Source organism: Streptomyces sp. LS-MS-L19, assembly GCF_058382285.1.
In genome coordinates this window covers 7,190,224-7,212,974 of the sequence record NZ_JBYCLL010000001.1, presented here as the reverse complement: position 1 = coordinate 7,212,974, position 22,751 = coordinate 7,190,224, and the positions used below count along the sequence as shown (strand labels likewise).

The window sequence follows — 22,751 nt, the reverse complement described above, 5'->3', positions numbered from 1 at the left end:
TTCCGGTACGACTCGACGGCTCGCCCGGGCGCGGCGGTACGGCTACCGCTACCGGCCCGGGGGTCGGCTCACCCGAAGGGCGTGCTGATCGAGTTCTGCCGGGCCCGCTCCTCCTGCTCGGTGCGGGTGTAGTGCCCGCTGGTGGCGTGGAGCTTGTCGCTGATGTCCTGGAGGAGGCGCTTGAGGTTGAGGACCTGGGAGCCCCAGCGGACGTCCATGGTCACCAGGGAGCCGGCGGTCGCCCATGACCCGCCCTCGGCCATCCCGCCGGCCGTGTGCTTGTTCAGCCCCCGGGAGGCGCTGAGGCAGTCGTCGTCGGCGCCGTTGTCGGCGTTCTCGGTGTCACCGCGCAGTTCGACGAGGGCATTGGCGGCTTCGTCGAGGCGCTGGGTGTCGACGTTGGTACCACCGCCACCGCCGCCTCCCCCACCCTCGGCGGGCACGGAGTTCAGCCGCGTCCGCGGCGTCGCCTGAGAGGTTCCACCCTGTTGTGGCCCATCGAAGGGAGTACTCATCCCTTGTCCCATCCCCGTTGTGAAAGTGGTGGGCAGTCCGGGTTCGCTCACTCGACGACGGGGCGCGTTGCATCCGTACGACAGTGAGGCGCCCACTCCGCCCGGCCCCGCCTCGGCGACCCAGGCACGGACATGCCAATCAGCAGGCCGAAGATACCGGATCTTCCTTTCCGGGAACCACCGTTGGCCGCACTGTGGGACGCGCTGGCGATGCGCTGGAGACCCACTTGGGGATGCACCAGGGACGCACCGGCGATGCACTGTGGATGAACTGGGGATGCACATGCGAACGGCCCGACGAGTTCCTGCCCGTCGAGCCGTCAGCCCTCACCGTGGTTCAGCCCGCCGGGGCCTCCACGACCGCGCCGGTCGGCGCCTTCGCCCCCACCGACTGGCCGAAGCCGTCGTCCGTGAGGTCCTGCATGTCAGCGCGTGTGCTGTCCTGCTTGATGAAGTACGGCTTGCCGGTGGTCGCCACGTACCACGTGACGGACTCCCCCTTCTCCGCCAGAACAACCGGCACCGCCGACTGCCCGTCCACTGTGGTGACCTGCCCCTTGGTCGCCTTGCTGCCGGCGTCGAGCGTGTCGGGGGCGGTGACCTGCTCCTGGTGACACCAGCTGGCGAGCTTCGCCATGAGCGGGTTGCTCGAGGGGCCGTGGGTCCACTTCTCGGTGGAGAACGACTTCTCGCCGAGCGCCGAGTTCATACCTTCGGCGAACGTCGAATCGGGCTTGGCCCAGATGTCGTCGCCCTTTCGGATGATCTCGAAAGAACCCTTCCCCGAAATCTCGACACTTCCCACACATTCCGTGGCGGAGAGCCGGAGGTCACTCTTGGTCCCCTCCCGCTCCATCTTCTCGTGGAAGGACCCCGCTTCGGCGTTGGTCTTCATGCCGGTGTCGTAGATCTCCTTGGCGGAGAGCTTGTCGATGCCGTTCGACTTGGCGACGGGACTGGCGTCCGCCCCCTTGGACGGCGCGGATCCGGCGGCGGACTTCGACTTCACGGCGTCGCTGTCGCTGCCGCTGTTGCAGGCGGTGAGCGACGTCAGTGCGGCTGCGCAGAACAGTGCGGCGGCGACATGGCGAATTGGTTGGACATGCGTGCGCACGAATACCCCCGTGGCAATTCCTGATTACGGACGAACGTTCTTGATCATCTAAGCAAGAAGTCACCCGGCACTCCAAATCGGCCCTCTGGAGGCGGAGTTGCGCCCGAATTCCTCCGAGGCGTCACGCCGAGCTGCCGATGAGCTGCCGCAGTTTAGCGGAGTCTGCTTGGGTGCCCAAACCGCGAAAGGGGGGTGAAGGCCGGGGGCTGGAGCGAGGCGACACCAATAATTCACGTGACCCGCGCCGTGTTTCCACGCGGAGGCTAGGGCGCGAAGCAGACGAGGGGGTTCCAGGCTGCCAGGGATCGCCGCCACCAGCCCTATCGCCGCCGTACGTTTGCGCGACGGGTGATTCCCGGGACCGGCTGCTGGGACGGTGTGGTGATGTCGATCGGGCAGGTGCTGGAGAGGCGGGTGCTAACGCTTCCGGGCCTGCCCGAAAACGTGGGGTGGGCGCAAAGATGGTCAGACATCTTTGCGCCCACACATGAGGATCAGGATCCGCGCGGGACCGATCCTGCGGTTACTGCTGCGGCGGCCACTGCGACTGGGGCGGAGTGGGCTGCTGCTGGTACGGATTCTGTTGCTGCGGCGAGACAGGCTGCTGGTAGGGGTTCTGCTGCGGCGGGAAGGACTGCTGGCCGTACTGCGGGTACGCGCCCGGACCGCCGGGCCCACCGTTGTTGTTGTTCTTGTTACGCCGGGACAGCTTCACGATCAACAGGACGATGAGGCCTACCACGACCAGGGCAATGACACCGAGAACAACGAAGAAGATCATCTGCTTCTGGTCTGCCTTCTCTTTCTCTGCCGCGGATTCAGTGTCGGATGTACCGGTGCTTGCGGCAGCGGACGGGTTATCCGACCCCGGGGCGGCGAGAGGGCCGTACTTCGAGCCGACGGGGATGCTTTCCGTCAGCGCGGCGAGAGGGCGGATTTCTCCGTAGCCGTACTTCTCGTCGGGGAGAGAGATGCCCTTCGCAGAATCCGGGAGGACCGCGGTCTTCACAAGGCGATTGGCGATTTGCCCTGCCGTAAGGTCAGGAAACTTTGACCTCAACAAGGCGGCAGCAGCCGATACGAAAGCAGTCGAATCCGACGTACCGTCACCGATCCGTAGCCTGTTTCCTGGAGCCCCCGCCGTCACGATACGTGTAGCGGGTGCGGTAAGCATAACCTTAGGGCCATAGTTCGAATTTGCCCAGTATTTACCAGACTTGTCCACACCGCCGACAGCCACAACGCCGGCAGCATTGGCCGGGAACGGGAGATCGGGACCGATCCCATCATTCCCCGCGCCAGCCACGATCAAGACGTCCTTGTCGAGCGCGTAAGAAACGGCCGCGAGATCCTCGGGCGAACCACTATTTTCGTATCGAGAGTCTACGAGGGTCATGGAGATATTGATGACTTGCGCTCCATGATCCACCGCATAACGAATCTCATCTGCGAATCCGGATCCATGCTCCAGGTTTACGCGGATTGGAAGGATCTTAGCTTCTGGTGCAAGCCCGATGACGCCATCTGCCGCTCCTGCCCCATGACCGTGTCCAGCGATGATGGAGGCCATCCCCGTACCATGATCGTCATCTGTCGGGGACGCATCATTGTCACCATCGACAAAATCCTTGCCTTGGAGCACGTTGCCCTCAAGGTCCTGGTGCTCGGCGTTGACCCCGTCGTCGATGACTGCGACCGTTACTCCTTTACCTTTCGAGACCTTCCAGGCGGATCCGGCTTGAAGCGCGTCCAGTGCCCACTGATCACGTCTTGTCTGGTCGGCGGAAGCAGCGGGCGCTACGCCAAGAATCAGCGCGCCAGTCAGCGCCATGGCACCCAACGCATGCACCGTTCGCTTCAAAGCCATTCCGTCTTCCCTATCCGGTTACTGAACGTGGGCGTGGCCCGGAAGCCACGCCCACGCAGGCAAAGCCACTATCAGCACTGATGAAGCCCGAAACCACTACTGCTGCGGCGGCCACTGCGACTGGGGCGGGGTGGGCTGCTGCTGGTACGGGTTCTGTTGCTGCGGCGGGAAGGGCTGCTGTCCGTACTGTGGGTACGCTCCCGGGCCGCCGGGCCCACCGTTGTTGTTCTTGTTGCGCCGGGACAGCTTCACGATCAGAAGCACGATGATGCCGACCACGACCAGGGCGATGACACCCAGGACGACGAAGAAGATCATTTGCTTCTGGTCTGCCTTTTCCTTTTCGGCAGCTTGCTCGGTCTCGGACGGGCCAGCTGTCGCAGCTGCAGACGGGCTTTCAGCACCTGCACCAGTAACCTTGAGCGGGCCGTACTTCGACCCGGCGGGGATAGTCTCCGACAAGGCCGCTAGTGGCCGAATTTCTCCGTACCCGTACTTCTCGTCAGGAAGAGAGGCGCCCTTTACCGAAGAAGGAAGCACAGCAGTCTTGACCAGGCGATTTGCGATTTGCCCGGCGGTCAGATCAGGATACTTCGATCGCAACAACGCTGCGGCAGCGGAAACAAATGCGGTCGAGTTTGAGGTTCCGTCGGAGATACGGAGCTTATTACCGGGCCATCCAGCACTCACAATCCGAGTGGCGGGAGCAGACAGTAGAACCTCGGGGCCACTGTTTGACCCATCCCAGATCGCCCCGTCCTGTGTCACTCCCCCGACAGCCAAAACGCCAGGATACTTTGCAGGGTATTGAATCTGCGGGTCCTTGTTCTGGTTTCCAGAACCAGCTACGACCAAGACATCGCGTTCCAATGCATAGGAAATGGCGGCACGGTCGGCTGCACTGTCTTGGGTTGTGAATCCCGAAATGTTGATGATTGAGGCGCCCTGATCCACAGCGTAGCGAATTTCATCAGCGAAACTGAAGTCGCGCTCGGTGTCGTCCCTGATCGGCAAAATCTTGGCTTCTGGGGCCAACCCCATCACGCCGTCAGTGTCGTTAGGTCCGTGGCCATGGCCTGCAATAACGGCAGCCATCTCAGTGCCGTGCGAGGGGTCTTCCTCAGAAGCTTCGGGCGATGCATCGTCGTCGCCGTCACTGAAGTCTTTTCCCTTTAGGACGTTTCCCTTCAGATCCACATGCTCGGCATTCACGCCAGTGTCAATTACGGCAACCGTGACACCTTTACCTTCGGAGATCTTCCATGCGGACTCGGCCTGCAGCGTCTGCAGAGCCCACTGAGCCTGTCTGGTCTGGTCAGCAGAAGCAGTAGGAGCCATTGCCAGGACCAGCGCGCCAGTCAGTGCTGTGGCGCTCAGTGCGCATGCCATTCGCCTGAAGGCCATTTCCGTCTTCCCTCTCCCAGTACCGAGCGTGGGCGTGGCCCGGAAGCCACGCCCACGCATCCTGTCACGTGCCCGTAAGCACTGAGCGACTACTCAATCACGCGAGGAGCCACGTTGGTCTGCGGAGTCCACGTCTCCTCGTCCTCGACCAAGTAGTCAGGACGCTCGCCCTCGTGCTGCTCGTCTTCCTTGCGGCGACCAGCGCGCGAACCGGGCGCGCCCGCGATGCCGCCCTTACGGACAGCGCTGGCTCCCTTTCCTGCAGCACCCCGGCTGCTGTGCAGACCCGAACCGCCGGCCGTGCCCCTGCCCGCACCCGCACCGGACTTGGGCGCGCCGCCGACTACGCCACCCCGAGCCGATCCTCCGACTCGCCCAGCCGCACCCGTCGCACCCGAACCGCCTACGCCGCCAGCGCGGCCTGCCATGCCACCGGTGCCGGCGCTGGCACCGGCACCGGCACCGGCCCGACCGACCATGCCACCGCGAACTGCACCGGATCCAGCCACTCCGCCAACAGCACCTCCGACAAAGCCAGCGCTACCGCCGACGCCGCCTCCACCAGTGGTTCCGCCTCCGACCGCGCCGACACCGCCAGTCACAGGCGCACCTGCACGACCACCGGAAATGCCGTCGATCGCAGTATTGACTTGAGGCTGCGTCGTGGTCGGCTTGTGTGCGCCACCCGTAATACCAGAAGGCGGAGTCACTGGCTTCGAGGAGCCGATCGTGCCAACCTGCCCACTGCGAGCTGTGCTCGAGGTTGCGCCTCTCGGGCTGCGAGGAGTGGTCTCCGTCGGCACGATTACGGGCGCAGGTGCAACCCCACCGGGCTCGCCCGGCCAATCATCACCATCGCTGATGGTGCCTGTCCCGGGTTTGGGTGAAGGCTTGAATTGCCCCATCTCCGCAGCCCGACTGTTATAAGCCGCCCCCAACGCCTCCATCTTCACAGCCATCCGAAGCTGCGCCTCGCGCCCCTCCGACAGGCTGCCCGCGTTCCCGTCGAGGGCCGCCTGCGAGCTTTCGCCGCTCTTGAGGGCGTTGTTCGCGCCCGAGTCGTCGCGGTCGCCCATGTTGCCGATGTAGTCGAGGGCGCTGGAGACCTTGCCCGGCTTCTCCATCGCCATGATCTCGGGCTTGATCTGCGCGAGTGTCGCGGCGGCGCCCTTGAGGGACGTCGAGGTGTGGGAGGCGTACTTCGAGCTGTCGGTGAGTTTCTGGCCGATCACCTGCGCCCGCTGGCGGAACAGATCCGCGCTCTGGCCCTCCCAGTGGGCGAGTACGTGCTCGACAGCCGCGTCGAGGCTCTCCTTGATCCCTCCGGGACCGACGAGGTCCTTGCTCAGGGCGTCCCACGCCGCCGCCACCCGGTTCACCGTGCCCGGATCGGCGTCACGGACCATGTCCTTCATCTGGTCCATGTCGTAGTTCAGCCCGAACGGCGTGGTGTGCTTCGCCGAAATGCACTGGTTCGTCTCGACGTACTCGAAGTCGTCGATGTCCTTGTCGCCCATGTCTACAGCCCCCTCATACCCACGTAGCAGGACATCCCGTTACTTCCTGTTGAACGCCGCATAGTTCTCCGCCTCAGCGTCGCTGAACGCGTCATGCGTCCTCTTCGTCTTCTTCCCGAAGTCGTCCAGCACGTCTTCCAGGTGCGCGACGATCTCGTAGAGACGCTCCTTCATCGCTTCGTGCGCGTCGTACAGCGCCTTGGCCTCACCGAAGCCCGTCCCCAACGCGCCCTGCGGCAGGTACGTGTTGCCCATGCAGCTCGACTTGGACGTCGTCATGTCTCTGATGACGCCGTTCAGCTTGGTGATCGTCCCCTCGATCTCACTGAGATCGACCTTGTACTGCTCAGCCATAATGCTCAGCTCCCCGTTGACTCCACGTTGTTACCCACACCCTGCTTGCGCCGCCAGTCGCCGAGAACCCGGCCGCCTCCGAACAGCAGCAGCACCAGGGCGAACCCGGCGGCGACCACGTACAGCGCGTACCGTTCCGTTCGTTGCTGTTCGGTCTCGCCGAGGACCAGTGTCGCGGCCTGGACGTCGGCCGCGTCGCCCACGGGGCCGGCCGAGTCCGGCTTGGGGCCGTCGGCCGAGGGCTCCGTGGTGTCGTCGTTGACCGCTGCGGTCGGGTCGACCACGCCCCAGCCCACGAAGTCGTCACGGCCCGCCTTGGTCCGGTCCGCCGTCTGCTCGATCTGGGTGATGACCTGCTTGTAGCCCCAGTCCGGGTGCTTGGCGCGGATCAGGGCGGCGACTCCCGAGACGTACGGCGCCGCGAAACTCGTGCCCTGGTCGACGCAGTTGCCGCCCACCGGGACGGTCGAGACCATGTCGATGCCCGGTGCCGCGACGCCCACGAAAGGACCCGACTGGGAGAAGGGGGCGCGGGCGTTGTTCCGGTCCGAGGCGGCGACCGCGAGGACGCCGGGGTACGCCGCCGGGTAGGTCTCCTTGACCGTGCCGTCCGCACCGTCGTTGCCGGCCGCGGCCACGATCAGCGCGTCCTTCGACTGGGCGAACTCGATCGCCGAACGGAAGGCGGCGTCGACCGTCGGGTTCATCTTCGACGCGGTGTCCTGCGAGATGTTGATGACCTTGGCGCCCTGCGAGGCCGCCCACCTGATGGCGTCCATCATGGTGCCGACATTGCCGCTGCCCTGGTCGTCGTTCTGGCGGATCGGGATGATCGTCGCTTCCGGGGCCAGGCCGACGAAACCGGTGCCGTCGAGCTTCCGGGCTGCGATGATGCCCGCCACCTTGGTGCCGTGGCCGACCTTGTCGGTCTTGCCGTTGCCGCCCGCGTGCAGGTAGTCCTTGCCGTTGGCGACGGCCGTCTTGAGCTGTGCGTTGACGGTGTCCACGCCGGTGTCGATGACGGCGACCTTGACACCCTTGCCCCTGGTGTCCTGCCACAACTGGTCGAGGACCACGCGCTGAAGCGACCAGGGGGTTCCCTTGATGACGTCGGACGGGAACGAGCAGCTGGTGTCGTCGACCTGGAAGCGCACGTCGTCGTCGGCCAAGACGGTCCGCACCCGGTCCGCGGCGGCTGCCGGCGCGGCGCCCGCGAAGGGCAGCCCACAGGCGAGGACCGCCAGGGCGGCGGTGCCTGCGGCGCTCCGACGCGCGGCGCGCGATGCCCCGGATCCCACTTGTTACGTCCTCCCGTTTTGTTTCTGTACGGGGCGCATGGACCGGCTACGAGCCGGTCACCCGACTATGAGCCGATGACTCGACTTGCGCCGATGACCCGGCTATCAGCCGGAAAGTCCACACGCCCCGTGAACCGCCGATGGGGGCGAGCGCGCTGTCGCACACTCGCCCCCATCAGACGGTCACGTCAGCCGCCCCAGATCTGGGCGTTCTTCGACTCGGTCGCCTGGTAGTTCTGGGCGGCGCTGTCGAGGGCCTTGGCGATGGCCTCCAGCGTCTGCTGCATGGAGGCGGCGCGCTGGTCCCACTCGGCCTGCTTGGCGCGGTAGGACTCCTGCGCCGAGCCTTCCCAGCTGGCGGAGATGCGCTTCACGCCGCTCTCGAGCTCGTCAAGCTGCGTACGGATCTTGCCCGCGGTGCTGCGGACGTCCTGCGCGGCCTGGGAGATCGTGGCGAAATTTACAAGAATCTGCCCGGACATCTCTTCTGTGTCTCCTCAGATGTATGGATGGTCGATCACGGACGTGCGCCGAGGCGCACGGGTCCGATCATCCGAAGGGGGACGAGGCAGCGATGTTCTGGATGGACGCGCGCTGCTCCTCTTCCGAAGCCGCGTAGGCCTTGGTGCTCTGGTCGATCGCTTCCTTGATGTCGTTCAAGATCTGGTTGATCTTGTTGGCATCCTGGTTCACCTGCGACTGCAGGTTGTTGTACGCGGTGGCCGCCGAGCCCTTCCAGCCGCCCGTGATCGTGTCGATCACGGTCTGCAGGCGGGAGATTTCGCCCTGGATCGAGGAGTTGACCGAGGAGATCTTGCCGCTGAACGCGACCATCTCCTCCTCGGTCATGGTGAACTGCTGTCCAGCCATGTTGTGTCCCCCATGAGACGTAGGAGTTCTGAGTAGACCCTCACTCGGAACGCCGTCACCGAATGGTGGCAGGCGTATCCAGTCCGGTCTGGTTCCACTCTAGTCGCATCCGCCGACAGAGCGAACATCAGTTGGGGCTTGTGGCAAGATCGCGATGAAGTCAACTCACCTTTTTCACAAGTGCGTTCGTGAAGTGCGAGTGACGACCCGCGATCCCGAAGCGGGCCTACGACCCCTGCGCCTGCTCCGCGTTGCCGCTGCTGAGCTCCGGCCCCGCCGCCAGCAGGTCCGCCCAGGTCGCCGGAACCGACGCCGCGCGGATCTTGCCGTAACCGAGGCGCACCTGCGAGGTGTTGGTCTGCTGGGTGTTGGCGTCGGCCTTCTCGCCGCCCGTGACCTCGCTGTCGTTGCGAGCGGGGACCGAGTAGCGCAGGCCGGTGTCGGTGACGAGGAAGGTGCTGCCGCCGCCGGCGTCGGTGCCCGTGATCCGCTTGAAGAGCAGTCCGCTGCCCGGCGAGACGTAGGTGCGGGAACCGCTCTGCGAGAGGTCCTTGGGATAGTCCCGGCCGCTCCAGACCGTCATCAGCTGCCGGTTGTTGTTCTGGTTGATCGCCCCGCCGTGCCAGACACTGCACGAGACCTTGTCGCCACCCGGCTTCCAGTACGTGTTGGCCTGCACCACCGGCTGCTCGGGCCAGGTCTTCTCCGCCATCCACTCACCGTTCTCCGGGTGGATGTCGTTGAACCCGACCTGTGCCGGCGCCGGGGTGGCGCCCGCGTAGACGGCGTTGATGAACGGGCTGCTGAGCCACATCTCCGCCGTGAAGTCGGAGATGGGCCGCACCTCGTTCTTCAGCACGATGTACTTCTGCTGCCTGGCCCCGGTACCGGTCACGAGGACCATGCCCACCTTGGCCACGCGCGTGGGAAGCCCCTCGACGTTCGCCGCCGCCCCGGCGTCCCCACCCAGCGAGGGGAACTGGAGGTCGCCCACGACGTTCAGGGTCTTGAGGAAGTCCGCGCTGACGCGCTGCGGCTGCACCCCTTCACCGAACACGGCGCGCTGGATGTCCTGAAGGGCGTTCTCGCTCGACAGCCGCCAGGTCTTGCCGCCGAGCAGATAGGCGCTCCCGTCCGGAGTGACCATGTACCGCGGACCGTTGCCGCTGACCGAACCGGGATCCTTCGGGCCCTCGACGTAAAGGACCTTGTTCTGGTTCAACTCCCCGTGATTCTGGAGGAGCTTCTGGTAGTCGCTCTTGTCCAGCACGTACGTCGCGCTGACCGGCTGCCCGTCCTCGCCCGGAGCCTGGCACAGCGCCCAGGTCTTCGCCGTCTTGGCGTCCTCGGCGGAGGGCAGCCGGTCCGGGGCGAAGGGGATGCCGACCGTCGCGCCCATCGGGTACTTGCTGTTGTCGAGCACCGACTCCTTGATCTTCAGGACCTGGGGGTTCTCGCCGTTCAACAGCAGCTTGGCGGACGCCAGGTTGAGCACGGGGTGCAGGCTCAGCTTGTTCTCGCCCTTGGTCTTCACCAGCACGTAGCGCGTCGTCGACTCGCTGCCGACGAGGATGTTCTTACCCTGTGCGTCCCAGCCCTTCGGCGCGGTCGGGCTGAGCATGCCCCAGGCCCCGAATCCGATGAGCACCAACACCGCCACACCGAGACTCGGCAGGACGGTCTTGAGGGGCCGCGGCGCCGCCTCCTCCGAACCGTGCGGCGACGGCTGAAGAAACGCCGCCACCGTGCGCCTGCGCGCGAAGGAGTAAGCGTTCAGCTCATCCCGACGTGTCGCCATCGATGGGTCAACTCCCCGTTATTTTCGCTTTGTTTCCGAATGCGGAACTCCCCAGGGCCGCCCGGTACTCCGTGACGTTTGCTCCTGCAGGGGCCTCTACTATGCCGTGTGACGATCGCACCGTACGGTACGGGGTACGGTGATCCGCCGCCAGCTCGAGTCGCGGCCAGACAATGCAAAGGGGTTGTACCGGGGGATGAGCACTGCGACCAGGTCACGGCGCCGTAACGGCAGCCGTCGTACCCAGGAGAACCAGGGGCCAGGGCAGGTGCCGGAACCGGCACGGCCGGCCGCGGCCCCCAGTCCGGCCTCGCCGTCGCTCGCCAGGCGCCCCGGCAGCATCGGCCCGATCCGCATCCAGCAGCTGGTCGGCTTCGAACTGGCCGCCGCGGTCCTGCTGATCGGCTGGCTGCTGCGCCCCATCGGTCTCACCGTCGGCATCGTGCTGGCCGTACCCCTGGTCCTGGCCGGGCTGCTGCGCCGGCGCGGCCGCCCGCTGCCCGAGTGGTTCACCACCGCCCGCGCGCTCCGCGACCGCCGCAAGCGCAACGCCGAACCCGTGCCGCCCGGCACCGACCCCGGCTTCGCCCCGGCCGTCGAGTGCGACCCGGCGCTGCGCACCTACAGCTTCCAGGACCGCGAGCAGCGCGAGATCGGCATGCTCGGCGACGGCACCTTCCTCACCGCGCTGGTCCAGGTGCAGGCCGCCGACACCCCCCTGCGTCCGTCCTACGGCACCGGGGACATCCCCCTCGATCTGCTCCAGGGCCTGCTGGAGGTGGACGACATCCGGCTCGCCTCCGTCCAGGTCGTCCAGCACACCCAGCCCGCGCCCGCCCCGCACCTGCCCCCGCAGGCCATGGCGGTCCGTTCCTACGGCCCGCTCCAGGCCCAGAGCATGACGCCCGGACTCCGTATCACCTGGGTCGCCCTCAAGCTCGACCCGGAGCTGTGCCCGGAGGCCGTGGAGGCGCGCGGCGGCGGGATGCAGGGTGCCCGGCGGGCCCTGCTGCGCGTCGCCGACCAGCTGGCCAGCCGTCTCATGGGCGCCGGTATGCAGGCCAAGGTGCTGAGCGAGGCGGACATCTGCGGTGCCGTCGCGACCTCCGCCTGTGTCAACCCGATGGCCACCACCGGCGGTGCCGCCCTGGACGGCAGCCGCTCCGGCCGCCGTACGGCCGAGACCACCCGCACCTGGCGCTGCGACGACCGGCTGCACACCACGTACTGGATCTCGAAGTGGCCGCAGTTCGGCGGTGGCGGCCCGGCCTTCCCCCGGCTGGTCGGCGCGCTGACCTCGGCGCCGACGCTCGCCAGCACCTTCTCGCTCACCATCAGCAGGCGGCGCGGCAAGCTGCTCGCGCTGTCCGGGCACGTACGGCTGACCGGCCGCGGTGAGAACGAACTGGGCGAGGCCGCCCAGCACTTGGAGCGGGCCGCGTCCGCGTTCAAGGTCGGCCTGGTACGGCTCGACCGTGAGCAGCTGCCCGGAGTTCTGGCCACCCTGCCGCTGGGAGGTACCCGCTGATGTCCGCTCCCACCGTCCGTCCTTCCGGCCGCTCCGGCTTCGGGAACTCCGCTCCGGGCTTCCCCGGCCAGCGTCCCGGGCATCTGCCCCGCTCCCCCGAGCCCGCCCGGCTCGGTCCCGAGCGGCGGCTGCGGGAGGCCTTCGGGCTGCTCGGCCCGCGCCGTGAGCGCCACCTCGTCGACGCCGACGTGCTCGCGCAGCTGACCCTTCCGGTCGGCGACGACGGCCTGATCCTCGGTATCGACCCCGACAACCAGCCCGCGGTGCTGGGGCTGTGCCGCCCCACCCGGCTGGACATGGTGCTGGTGGGCGGCACCTGGCTCGCCCAGGTCATCGCCCTGCGCGCGGCGGCGATCGGCGCGCGCGTGGCCGTGGAGACGGCCCGTCCGCAGCTGTGGGCGCCGATGGCGCAGGCGGCCGGCGGCGGCCAGCAGGCGGTGACGGTGCACCAGGTGGGGCGGATCGCCCCGCAGGGGCCGTCCCCGGCCAGCCCGGTGCTCATCATCCGCGACCTGGGCATCCGTCCGCCGCGCAGCCGTCTCACCACGGCGCCCTGGCAGTCGGTGCTGACCCTGCTCCCCTACCTCGGCCCGACGGCGCCCCGGCTGCTCGCCAACGCGGACATCGTCGGTGTGCAGCGGATCTCCCCGCAGGAGTCCGAAGTCGTGGGCAAGTCCATGCGGTTGCCCCAGGGCGACGCCTCGTCCCTGTCGAGCCTGTCCGACAACGTCGCCCTGTGGTGCACGCAGAAGTCGCGGCAGTACGTGATGACCCAGCCCACCGACGCGGAGACCGGTCTGCTCGGCGCGCCCCGCCGGATGGACTGACGGACGGGTCCGTGGCGAGGCCAAGGCCTCGACGGCTCGCGCGAGTTCGTGAGCGAACCGTTGCACTGTGTGAGGGGACCGAGGCCAAGTAGGGTGCTCCTGCACGAGGTTCGCTCAGGAGAAAGGGCCCGCCGACCATGGCTGACGCGGACGACATCGCCGCAAAGACACCGGACCCGGATGTGAAGGCGCGAAAGGAACGGGAACGGGACGAGCTGTACGGCCTGGACATCTCCGGCGTCGAGTGGCACAGCGCGCCCGGGACCGAGGAGCACGAGGAACGCGTCGAGATCGCCTACCTCCCCGAGGGCGCGGTGGCCATGCGGTCCTCCCTCGACCCGGACACCGTGCTGCGGTACACGGAGGCGGAGTGGCGGGCCTTCGTACTGGGCGCCCGCGACGGCGAGTTCGACCTGGAGCCCGCGCCGCACGACGGCGGACTCCCGGCGGAGTAGGGGCGGCGGCCGGACCGCAGGACCGACCGTCCCGGGCTTCAGGAGACAGACAACCGTCACAAGGCCGACATCGGGGCAGGCGGCCGTCCGGTGCGTGCGAGCGCACAGCGGACGGGCCTGCCCCGCCGAGGCCTGTGGCGTTTACGCTTGATGCGGGTGCGACGTAAGAACCCACGGGTGGGTTGTTCGCGTCCAGGGGACTTCAGTCGGATCGGACAACAGGAACGGTCGCCCCCAGCCCGGCACATGAGTGCCCACACGGCACTTGGGTGCTCGACCAACCAGGAGGAATTGTGCAGAGCGATCGGGACGGGCTGCGCGCGGGCTGGACCACGCCCAGCGACGACCAGTCCGACGCGGAGTCCGCCACCGAGATGACGGGCGAGTTCACCATCGACTACGCCGCACCTGCCTGGTACACGCAGAGCGCGGCGCCCCAGCCCGAGCCCGAGGCAGCACCTCCCGCGCCGACCCCTGCCCCCGCCGCGCCTGCACCCCACCCCGGTCACCCCGATCCGTCCGCTCCCGCACCCACACCGTCCGCCGCGACGCCACCGCCCCCGCCGTGGTCGGGCGCCCCCACGACGGCCCCGCAGCCGCCGGCGCCCCCGAACCCGCAGAGCGGCTACGGCTACCCGCAACCGCCCGCGCCGCCGAGCCCGCAGAGCGGCTACGGCTACCCCCAGCCGCCCACACCGCCGAACCCCCCGAGCGGTTACGGCTATCCGCAACCGCCCGCGCCGCAGAGCGGTTACGGCTACCCGCAACCACCCGTGCCTCCTACGGCACCCCAGGCGACCTCGGCGACTCCGGCACCTCCGGCGACCCCGGCACCCCCGGTCGCCCCGGCGGCCTCGGCGACCCCAGCACCCCCGGTCGCCCCGGCACCCCCAGTCGCTCCCGCACCCCCCGCGCCTCCCGTGGCCCCCGCCCCTCCGACGGCACCCGTGGCCCCCGCGCCCCCGGTGGCTCCCGCCTCCTCCGGCGTGGACGGCACGGACGGCGCGGCCGTCTCCGGTGCTGACGCGGAAGGCCGTATCGACGCGCCCTCCGCCCCCGCCACGACGACGAGCGCCCCGGAGCCCCCTGCGGCTCCCACCGCCCCCGAGCCCCCGGCCCCCGCCGAAGCCCCGCAGGTGTCCGCCGAGGCGGAAGCCGAGGCACCGGCGGCCCCGGCCCCGACCGAGCCCGCCTCCCCCGAGGAGACCGGGACCACCGCCGAGGGCACGGACGCACCCGCCCCCGAAGCCACGGCACCGGAAGCCCCCGAAGCCCCAACCCCACCCGCCGCCCCGGCCGTTGACACCGAGCCCGGCACTGACCCGGGTACCGAGCCGCACGCAGCCACGCCCGACGCCCCGGCACCCCCCGCCGCCCACACCGGTGCTCCGGACCAGCCCTCGGCCACGCCGACCGGCACTTCGGAGCAGCCGCAGGCACCCCAGGCCCCCGCCCCCGACCAACCGCAGGCACCCCAGCCCCCTCAGGCCCCCACCCCCGAGCAGCCCCAGGCCCCCGCCCAGGGCTCGGCGCCCGAGCAGCCCGACGCCCAGCAGGAAGGCTGGCGTCCCCCGCCGGCGCCGCAGGGCGCGGTCCCGCCGCTGCCGCCGCAGTTCGCCCAGGCGGCCCCGGGTACGGCCCCCGCCTCCGCTCCGGAGTGGACGACGGGCGGCCAGCCGCAGCCACCCGCCCAGCCCGGCGCCCCGCTCCCGCCCGCCCAGCCGACGGCCCCCACGGGACAGCCGCAGGCCCCGCAGCCCGCCCCCGGCGGCTGGCCGGCCACCCCGCCGCAGCCGGACGGCCAGGCCGCACAGGGCGGTTACGGCTTCCCGCATCCCGCGGCCCCCCAGCCCGGCCAGGGCGGCTACGGCTACCCGCAGCCGCCCGCGCCCCAGAACCCGCAGGCCGGCTACGGCTTCCCCCAGCCGCCCGCGCCCCAGAACCCCCAGAGCGGTTACGGCTTCCCGCAGCCTCCCGCCCCCCAGCCGAACCAGAGCGGCTACGGCTACCCCCAGCAGCAGCCCCCGGCCCACCCCGGCCAGCCCGTGCCGCCGCCCCCCGCGCAGCCGGAACAGCCGAACTTCCCGGGCCAGCAGCCGCCCCAGGCACCGAACCCCAACCCCTACGCGGGCGCTCCGGGCCAGCCCGGCGTGGACCCCCGTACCGGTGCCGCGTGGCCGGCCGCCGTTCAGCACGACCAGCGGCAGCAGGTGGCCGGCGCGGGTGCGCCGCTCGGTTACAACGCCGCCGTCGAGCTGACCTCGGACCGGCTGGTCAACAGCAAGAAGCAGAAGGCCAAGAGCAGCAGGCCGGCCCCGGGTGGCTCGAAGTTCAAGCTCGGCGGCAAGAAGGAGGAGGCCGAGCGGCAGCGCAAGCTCGACCTCATCCGCACCCCGGTGCTGTCCTGCTACCGGATCGCGGTGATCAGCCTCAAGGGCGGCGTGGGCAAGACGACCACGACCACCGCCCTCGGCTCGACCCTCGCCACCGAGCGCCAGGACAAGATCCTCGCGATCGACGCCAACCCGGACGCCGGCACCCTCGGCCGCCGGGTGCGGCGCGAGACCGGGGCCACCATCCGTGACCTGGTCCAGGCGATCCCGTACCTCAACTCCTACATGGACATCCGGCGGTTCACCTCGCAGGCGCCCTCCGGTCTGGAGATCATCGCCAACGACGTCGACCCGGCCGTGTCCACGACCTTCAACGACGAGGACTACCGGCGCGCGATCGACGTGCTGGGCCGCCAGTACCCGATCATCCTCACCGACTCGGGCACCGGTCTGCTCTACAGCGCGATGCGCGGCGTGCTCGACCTCGCCGACCAGCTGATCATCATCTCGACGCCGTCGGTGGACGGGGCGAGCAGCGCCAGTACGACCCTGGACTGGCTGTCGGCGCACGGGTACGCGGCGCTGGTGTCGCGGTCCATCACCGTGATCTCGGGTGTCCGCGAGACCGGCAAGATGATCAAGGTGGAGGACATCGTCACCCACTTCGAGCAGCGCTGCCGCGGTGTGATCGTCGTGCCGTTCGACGAGCACCTGGCGGCCGGTGCCGAGGTCGACCTCGACATGATGCGGCCGAAGGTCCGGGAGGCGTACTTCGACCTCGCCACGATGGTGGCCGAGGACTTCGCGCGCGCCCAGCAGGAGCAGGGGCTGTGGACGGGGAACGGCAACAACCAGCCCCCGACCATGGCGCCCCCGATGCCGGGCCAGCCGCAGGCCCCCGGGCAGCCGCAGCCCCCGGCCCCGCAGCCGCCGTTCCAGGGCTTCCCCGGCGCCCAGCCGGGCCAGCCCTGGCAGACGGGTCAGCCCCAGCCCGGATACCCGCAGCCGCCGTACGACCCGAACGTGGGCCGGCCGCCGCAGCAGTAGCCCGACAGAGAAGGGGGCCGGCACCTCGAAGGTGCCGGCCCCCTTTTCACGCCCTGGATCAGGCTTCCGCGCCCTCGATCAGCTCCCGGCAGCGCTGCACGTCGACGGCCATCGCCTTCAGCAGCGCGTCCAGCGAGTCGAACTTCTGCTGCCCGCGCACATAGGCGAGGAAGTCCACCGCCACGTGCAGCCCGTACAGGTCGAGCCCGACGCGGTCGATGGCGTACGCCTCCACCGTGCGCTCGGTGCCGTCGAACTGCGGGTTGGTGCCGACGGAGATCGCGGCCGGCATCGCCTCGCCCTGGACGTGCAGCCAGCCGGCGTAGACGCCGTCGGCGGGGATAGCGGTGTGCGGGAGGGTCTCGACGTTGGCCGTGGGGAAGCCCAACTCCCGTCCCCGCTGGGCACCTCGGACGACCACGCCCTCCACCCGGTGCGGACGGCCCAGGATCTCCCCGGCCCCCTCGACGTCCCCCTCGGCGACCAGGCGCCGGGTCAGCGTGGAGGAGAAGGGCTCGCCGCCGCCCGCCGCGCCGGACACGTACAGGTCGACGACCTCGACCTCGAAGTCGTACGTCTTGCCCTGCTCGGCGAGGAAGTCGACATTGCCCGCGGCCTTGTGGCCGAAGCGGAAGTTGGGGCCCTCGACGACCGCCTTGGCGTGCAGCTTGTCGACGAGGACCTTGACGACGAAGTCGGCGGGCGAGAGCTTCGAGAACTCGGTGGTGAAGGGGAGGATCAGGACCGCGTCCACGCCCAGGTCCGCCATCAGCTCGGCGCGTCGGTGGTGCGGGGCCAGCAGCGGCGGGTGGCTGCCCGGGCGGACGACCTCGCTGGGGTGCGGGTCGAAGGTGACGACGACCGAGGGAACGCCCAGCTCACGCGCGCGGTCCACGGCGTGCCGGATGATCAGCTGGTGCCCGCGGTGCACCCCGTCGTAGGAACCGATGGTGACGACGCTGCGCCCCCAGTCCTCGGGGATGTCCTCCAAGCCACGCCAGCGCTGCACTGTGACCGCTCCTCGTCGAACCCGTGTCCGTATTGACTCTCAAGACCTGCGCAGGTCTAAGGGTGCCATGCCGCGTGCCCGTGGCCCGCATCGGCATGGGGGCTGTGACCCGACGCACGCGCCCCGCGTGCTCCGCGCGGTCTCAGGCCGGCACCCGTACGCCCGCGAGGTTCCCGATCATCCGCCGGGTGCTGGGTCCGACCACCGCCGCCCACTCCCGCGGGGCCTCGGCGAGCCAGCCGGCCACCAGCGCGGCGAATCCGGGCACATGCCGGCCGAGGTCGACGAGCCCGCGGTCGAAGCGGGTGGCGCCGTCCGGGGTGCGGACCAGGTGGAGGCCGATGCGGTGGACCAGGGCGCGGATGTCGGCGTCCGCGCGGGCGGCGGCCGCGGGCAGCAGGGCGGCCAGGACCGACGGCTCCTGTTCGTGGTCGAGGAGGTGGTCGAGGAGTTCGTCGCGCAGGGGGCGGGAGGCGGGGGTGCCGGGGCCCGCGAGGACAGCCGCCAGCGCGGCCCGCACGCCTTCCGGGCCGCCGTCGAGGAGCCCGGTGACCAGCGGGAGGAGGACGGCCCGGGCGGCGGGCCCCTGGTCGAGGCGCCGGTCGACGTAGGCGGCCACGTCCGCGGCGGTCTCCGGGCGCCGCTCGACGGCCTCCCGCACCAGCGCGGCCACCCGGCGGGCCAGGGCGGGCGTGGTGACGTCGGCGAGGGTGCGCAGCGCGTCCCCGGCACCGGGCCGCCGCAGCCGCTCCCGGAAGGCGTCCAGGACCGGGCCGGGGTGGGTGGCGAGCGCGGGGACCAGGGCGCCGGGCGGGAACTGCGGGTCGCCGGCCGCGAAGTGCCCGAGCGCCTGCGGGAGATGACGGGCACGCGTGTGCGGATCGCGCACCAGCAGGGCGAGCGCGCCGCCGTGCAGGGCACGGTCCTCGGGGCGGGCCAGCAGAGCGAGGGCGGCGTAGCGGAGCAGCTCGCGGTCGGCCTCGGTGCGGACGTGCGGGGCGGCCCGCAGTCCGTACGCCACCGCGGCCACCCGCCTCGCCGGCCGCTCGTCGTGGGCCCACCGGTCCACGGCCCGGCACACCGCCGACGGCTCGTCCTCGGCCAGCACGGCGAGCAGTTCGTCGCCCCGCCGGTGCGCACACCCGACGAGCACCTCGGTGAGGTCGTCCAGGGCCCGGGTCCGGTGCGTGTGCAGCAGCGCCTGCGCGGCCTCGGCGACGGTCGCGTGCGGGGTCGCGGGCAGCGCCCGGTCGTCGTCGAACCAGCGCGTCAGCTGCGGCTGTACGGCGGTGGGGTCGACGGCGAGCAGCTCCGCCACGGCGTCCAGGAACCGCGGCCCGGGCTCCTGCGGGGGCCCGTCGGCGAGGACGAGCCGGCGGAGCAGGTCGAAGCGGGCGCCCTGCGGGAGCCGGAGCGCGGTCCAGAACGCGGGGCCGAAGCCGGGCGGGACCGGCTCGCTCCGACGGCGCCCGGCCACGAGGCGGTCGGCGAGCTGCCGCAGGACATCGGTGTACGGCGTCGCGTCGGGGACCCTCAGGAGGGTCTCGGTGAGGAGGCGGGCGGCCCACCAGGAGTGCGGGTCGGCGTCGAGGGCGTGGAGCAACTCCTCCAGCCGGTACGACAGTTGCGGTGCGCCGTGCTGGCGGGCGACGAGGAGCAGGGCCTCGACGACGGGGCCGATGCGGTGGTGCGGGACGGGGAGGGGCTGCTCCCGCCCGGTGCCGCGGCGGTGGACCAGGACGCGCAGGGCCTCGTCGAGGTCCAGGTGCATGCCCTGGATCCAGTCGGCGAGTTCCTCGTGCGCGAAGCGGTAGCCGGTGCCGGCGGGGACGAGGAGGCCCTCGGTGAGGACGGCGGAGGCCCAGCCGGTGCCGCCGAGCCGCTTCGGGGCCGGGCCCCAGGGGAACACCGCCTCGAACGACGCGCGGTCCAGCTCGCCCTGGCCGGGACCGAGGCTGCGGCGGGCGGCCTCGTGGACCTGCCCGGACACCTTCGCGGCGAGCCGACGCACGGCGCTGCCGCGCAGCCCGCCCGGAGTGGCGAGGCGCACCGCGATACGCAGGCACATCAGGTCGAGGTAGGCCTCGAGGACCTGGTCGCGGTCGACGGGGGCGTGCGCGGTGCCGGGGAGGGCGGCACGGACCTCGGAGAGCAGCCGGAGGGTGAGGGGGTGCCGGTCGTCCGGGGCGGTGAGGGTGCCGTCGGGGAGTTCGTAGCGGCTGCGGGCGCGGCGGGCCTCGTCGTCGGTGAGGTCGGCGAGGGGGACGCGGGGCGGGACGTGCCGGCCCGGGTCGCCGTACAACAGCTCCGCCGGGAAGTCCGTGCCCTCCCAGTACTCCTCCCGGCACGCCACGACCAGCCGCGCCCCCGTCTCCCGCAGCCACCGTGCCGTGCCCCGCGTCCACTCCGGGAGGCGGTGGGCGAGGACCGGGGGCATCTCCTCGGGGCCGTCGAGGAGCAGGAACAGGGGTCGGCCGGCGTCCCGGGACAGCCGGGCCAGGCGTTCGGGGGTGACGTCGCCGAGGTCGGTGTCCGTAGAGGTCGCGACGATCCGGGCGGCCCTGCTGAGCGCGCGGCGCGCCGCGTCGGCCACCGAGTCGTCGGTGGCCTCCAGGTCGGCACCGCGCAGCCACAGGGTGGGGGCGGGGGCGGGGCCACGGTGACGGCGGGCGGCGAGGGCCGCGAGTTCCGTCGTACGACCACTGCCGGGCGGCCCGACGAGCCCGAGCACGGTGGCGTCGCCGTCGGTGAATGCGGCGAACTCCCGCGCGGTCACGGCGCGTTGCACCGGCTCCGCGATGTCCCCCCGCCCGACATGACCAGCCAGGGCGCCGTACGGCCCGTCCTGGCCTACGGAGGTGGCGGCCAGCTCCAGCACGCCGGCGAGGTTGAGGTCGGCTCCGTAGGCGGGGACGGTGGCTGCGTTCTCGGCGAGCAGGGCGGCTAGGGGGTCGGTGGGGGCGTCCTCCGCGCGCCGGGCGGTGACCGGGTGCTCGGGGAGGGGGCGGCCGGGGAGCGCGTGCTCTGTGCGCGCATCGGTGAGCGGGCCGGTTGCTGCGTTCCCCGCGAGCTGGCCGGTGGCCGCGTTGTGGACGAGGGGATCGGTTTCCGCGTACTCGGCGAAGGGGCGGGGGGCTGTGTTCTCCGCCTGCGCATCGGCGGCCGGGCCAGCAGCCGCGTCCCCCGCAAGCCTGCCGGCGACCGCGTTCTCGGCCAGGGGGTCGATTGCCACGCTCTCGGCGAAGGGGCCGGGGGCCGTGTTCTCCGCCTGCGCATCGGCGACCTGGCCAGCAGCCGCGTCCCCCGCAAGCCTGCCGGCGACCGCGTTCTCGGCCAGGGGGTCGATTGCCACGCTCTCGGCGAAGGGGCCGCAGACCGCGTGCTCCGCCCGCGCATCGGCGAGCGGGCCAGCAGCCGTGTTCCCCACAAGCCGGCCGGCGACCGCGTTTTCGGCGCAGGTGCCGACCACCGCGTTCTCAGCGAAGGAACCGGGGACCGCGTTCTGCGCTCGGGCACCGAGGGGGCCGACCACCGCGTTCTGCGCGAACACATCGGCGAGCGGGCCCGTCGCCGCGTCCCCCACGAGCTGCCCGGTAACGGCCTTCCTCGCGCGTACGTCGGCGACAGCGCCGTTGCCGGGGGACCGGAGGGGGATCGCGTGGGCGGTGTCGCGGGGGCCGCTCTGCAGGGCGGTGCCGAGGACGGCGACGACCGCGCCGGTCTCGGCGTCGAGTACGGGCCCTCCGGCGGCCCCGCCGCCCAGCCGCAGCGCGTCCCGGCCCGCGGTGCCGATCGCCAACTCCAGGACACCATCGAGGAGATGGAAGCGGTCCGTGGCCGTGTAGGTCACGGTGACCGGGCCGAGCACCCGGGCCTCACGCCAGCAGCCGGCGGGCAGGCGTACGTAGGTGCCGGGTTCGACGGTGTCGCGCACGGACAGGGGCAGCGGGTCCACGCCGAGGCCCTCGGTCCGCACGAGCGCCAGATCCCGCCCGGGCAGCGGGGTCACGGCGTCGGCGCTCACTACACAGCTGCGGTCACCGGCGTGCAGCACGATCCGGGCCAGCCCGTCGACGACCTCGTGACCGGTGACGACGGTGCCGTGGTGATCGGCCACGAAGCCGACCCCGCGGAGCCGCCCGGCCAGATCATGAACCCGCACGAGACAGTCGTCCCGCCCGACCCCACCCTGAGGACCCGGCCCCCGCCCACGCGCATACCGCGACCGACGCCCCCACCCCAGCGCCCGACCCCCCTCACACCCACCTCGCCGGACCTGCCCCCCGCCGTCGGCCGCGGGCCCCACACCGGCACTGGACGGCGACGCTGAATCCCCACCGGAACCGGGCGCGGCAAGATCCTCACCAGGACCGGGCCTCGCAAAATCCCCACCGGAACCCAGCGCCGCCAAATCCCTACCAGGACCGGGCCCCGCGGGATCCCCCTCGGAACCCGGCACCGCGAAATCCCCACCGAAACCCGACGCCGCAAGATCCCCACCCGAACCCGCCCACCCGAAGTCCCCACCCGAGCCAGCCCCCGCAAAACCCGAACCGGATCCGGCCCACACAGCCTCACCGCTCCCCCGGCCTCCCTGCCCTCCTCGCCCCGCCGGCCCTGCCTCTCCTGCCCGCCCTGCCTGCGACGCCCGCCCGCCCCACCGAGCCCCCTCCCCCAAGACCCCGCCGTCCCACCCCCCGCTCTCCACCCCGGAGGCAAGCCGTGCCGCTCCGCCGACGGAGTCACCCCCTGTCGTCATGGTCGAGCCTTCCCGCCGTACGCACGTTCCTGTTTTCGACGGTAGGCGCGGGGTGA

Annotated in this window: 16 protein-coding genes; 4 read left to right on the top strand and 12 right to left on the bottom strand. The window is 70.5% G+C overall.

Going from position 1 to position 22,751, the window contains the following annotated elements; translation table 11 throughout:
• Positions 1 to 68 precede the first annotated feature (68 nt).
• The 10 genes from AC2XR2_RS32295 to eccB form a co-directional block, all read right to left on the bottom strand.
• Entirely contained in the window at positions 69 to 443 is a 375-nt protein-coding gene (locus tag AC2XR2_RS32295) for a hypothetical protein (protein ID WP_381304655.1), read from the bottom strand.
• A gap of 409 nt (positions 444 to 852) precedes the next feature.
• Positions 853 to 1,629: a hypothetical protein gene (locus tag AC2XR2_RS32290; RefSeq protein WP_491516955.1), complete on the bottom strand. Its 777-nt coding sequence runs from the start codon at positions 1,627 to 1,629 to the stop codon at positions 853 to 855.
• A 523-nt stretch (positions 1,630 to 2,152) separates the two neighbouring features.
• A complete protein-coding gene (gene mycP / locus AC2XR2_RS32285; RefSeq protein ID WP_491516954.1) occupies positions 2,153 to 3,496 on the bottom strand; it encodes a type VII secretion-associated serine protease mycosin in 1,344 nt (447 codons plus the stop codon).
• 96 nt (positions 3,497 to 3,592) lie between these two features.
• Positions 3,593 to 4,900 (bottom strand): type VII secretion-associated serine protease mycosin, encoded by a 1,308-nt coding sequence (gene mycP / locus AC2XR2_RS32280; RefSeq protein WP_491516953.1) that lies wholly within the window; start codon positions 4,898 to 4,900, stop codon positions 3,593 to 3,595.
• Positions 4,901 to 4,989: 89 nt separating this feature from the next.
• On the bottom strand, positions 4,990 to 6,417 hold the full coding sequence (locus AC2XR2_RS32275) for a WXG100 family type VII secretion target (protein ID WP_449348494.1): 1,428 nt from the start codon (positions 6,415 to 6,417) through the stop codon (positions 4,990 to 4,992).
• 39 nt (positions 6,418 to 6,456) lie between these two features.
• Entirely contained in the window at positions 6,457 to 6,771 is a 315-nt protein-coding gene (locus AC2XR2_RS32270; protein ID WP_020122655.1) for a WXG100 family type VII secretion target, read from the bottom strand.
• A 5-nt stretch (positions 6,772 to 6,776) separates the two neighbouring features.
• Positions 6,777 to 8,069, bottom strand: coding sequence for a type VII secretion-associated serine protease mycosin (gene mycP, locus AC2XR2_RS32265; RefSeq protein ID WP_381304639.1), 1,293 nt, complete (start codon positions 8,067 to 8,069; stop codon positions 6,777 to 6,779).
• Between the two features lie 188 nt (positions 8,070 to 8,257).
• A complete protein-coding gene (locus AC2XR2_RS32260) occupies positions 8,258 to 8,551 on the bottom strand; it encodes a WXG100 family type VII secretion target (protein WP_007385065.1) in 294 nt (97 codons plus the stop codon).
• A 67-nt stretch (positions 8,552 to 8,618) separates the two neighbouring features.
• Positions 8,619 to 8,939, bottom strand: a complete 321-nt coding sequence (locus AC2XR2_RS32255) for a WXG100 family type VII secretion target (protein WP_007385064.1) — start codon at positions 8,937 to 8,939, stop codon at positions 8,619 to 8,621.
• A 226-nt stretch (positions 8,940 to 9,165) separates the two neighbouring features.
• Complete coding sequence (eccB, locus tag AC2XR2_RS32250) at positions 9,166 to 10,737, bottom strand: type VII secretion protein EccB (protein ID WP_330264094.1); 1,572 nt, start codon at positions 10,735 to 10,737, stop codon at positions 9,166 to 9,168.
• Between the two features lie 196 nt (positions 10,738 to 10,933).
• On the opposite strand from eccB, the gene eccE reads away from it, so the two are divergent.
• From eccE to AC2XR2_RS32230, 4 genes are all read left to right on the top strand, one after another.
• The gene (gene eccE / locus AC2XR2_RS32245) at positions 10,934 to 12,265 is read left to right on the top strand and encodes a type VII secretion protein EccE (protein WP_381304637.1); all 1,332 of its coding nucleotides are present in this window, start codon (positions 10,934 to 10,936) and stop codon (positions 12,263 to 12,265) included.
• Positions 12,265 to 13,092, top strand: coding sequence for a hypothetical protein (locus AC2XR2_RS32240; RefSeq protein ID WP_381304634.1), 828 nt, complete (start codon positions 12,265 to 12,267; stop codon positions 13,090 to 13,092). The genes eccE and AC2XR2_RS32240 overlap by 1 nt, the downstream gene beginning before the upstream one ends.
• 137 nt (positions 13,093 to 13,229) lie before the next feature.
• Entirely contained in the window at positions 13,230 to 13,547 is a 318-nt protein-coding gene (locus AC2XR2_RS32235; RefSeq protein WP_330264096.1) for a DUF397 domain-containing protein, read from the top strand.
• A 293-nt stretch (positions 13,548 to 13,840) separates the two neighbouring features.
• Positions 13,841 to 16,927 carry an SCO5717 family growth-regulating ATPase gene (locus AC2XR2_RS32230; protein WP_491516952.1) on the top strand — a complete coding sequence of 1,029 codons (3,087 nt, stop codon included), beginning with the start codon at positions 13,841 to 13,843 and terminating at the stop codon, positions 16,925 to 16,927.
• A gap of 58 nt (positions 16,928 to 16,985) precedes the next feature.
• Here AC2XR2_RS32230 and AC2XR2_RS32225 read toward each other — a convergent pair whose 3' ends face one another.
• Both AC2XR2_RS32225 and AC2XR2_RS32220 read right to left on the bottom strand, forming a co-directional pair.
• Complete coding sequence (locus tag AC2XR2_RS32225; protein ID WP_491516951.1) at positions 16,986 to 17,936, bottom strand: bifunctional riboflavin kinase/FAD synthetase; 951 nt, start codon at positions 17,934 to 17,936, stop codon at positions 16,986 to 16,988.
• A gap of 142 nt (positions 17,937 to 18,078) precedes the next feature.
• Positions 18,079 to 22,098, bottom strand: a complete 4,020-nt coding sequence (locus AC2XR2_RS32220; protein ID WP_491516950.1) for a trypsin-like peptidase domain-containing protein — start codon at positions 22,096 to 22,098, stop codon at positions 18,079 to 18,081.
• Between the last annotated feature and the right edge of the window lie 653 nt (positions 22,099 to 22,751).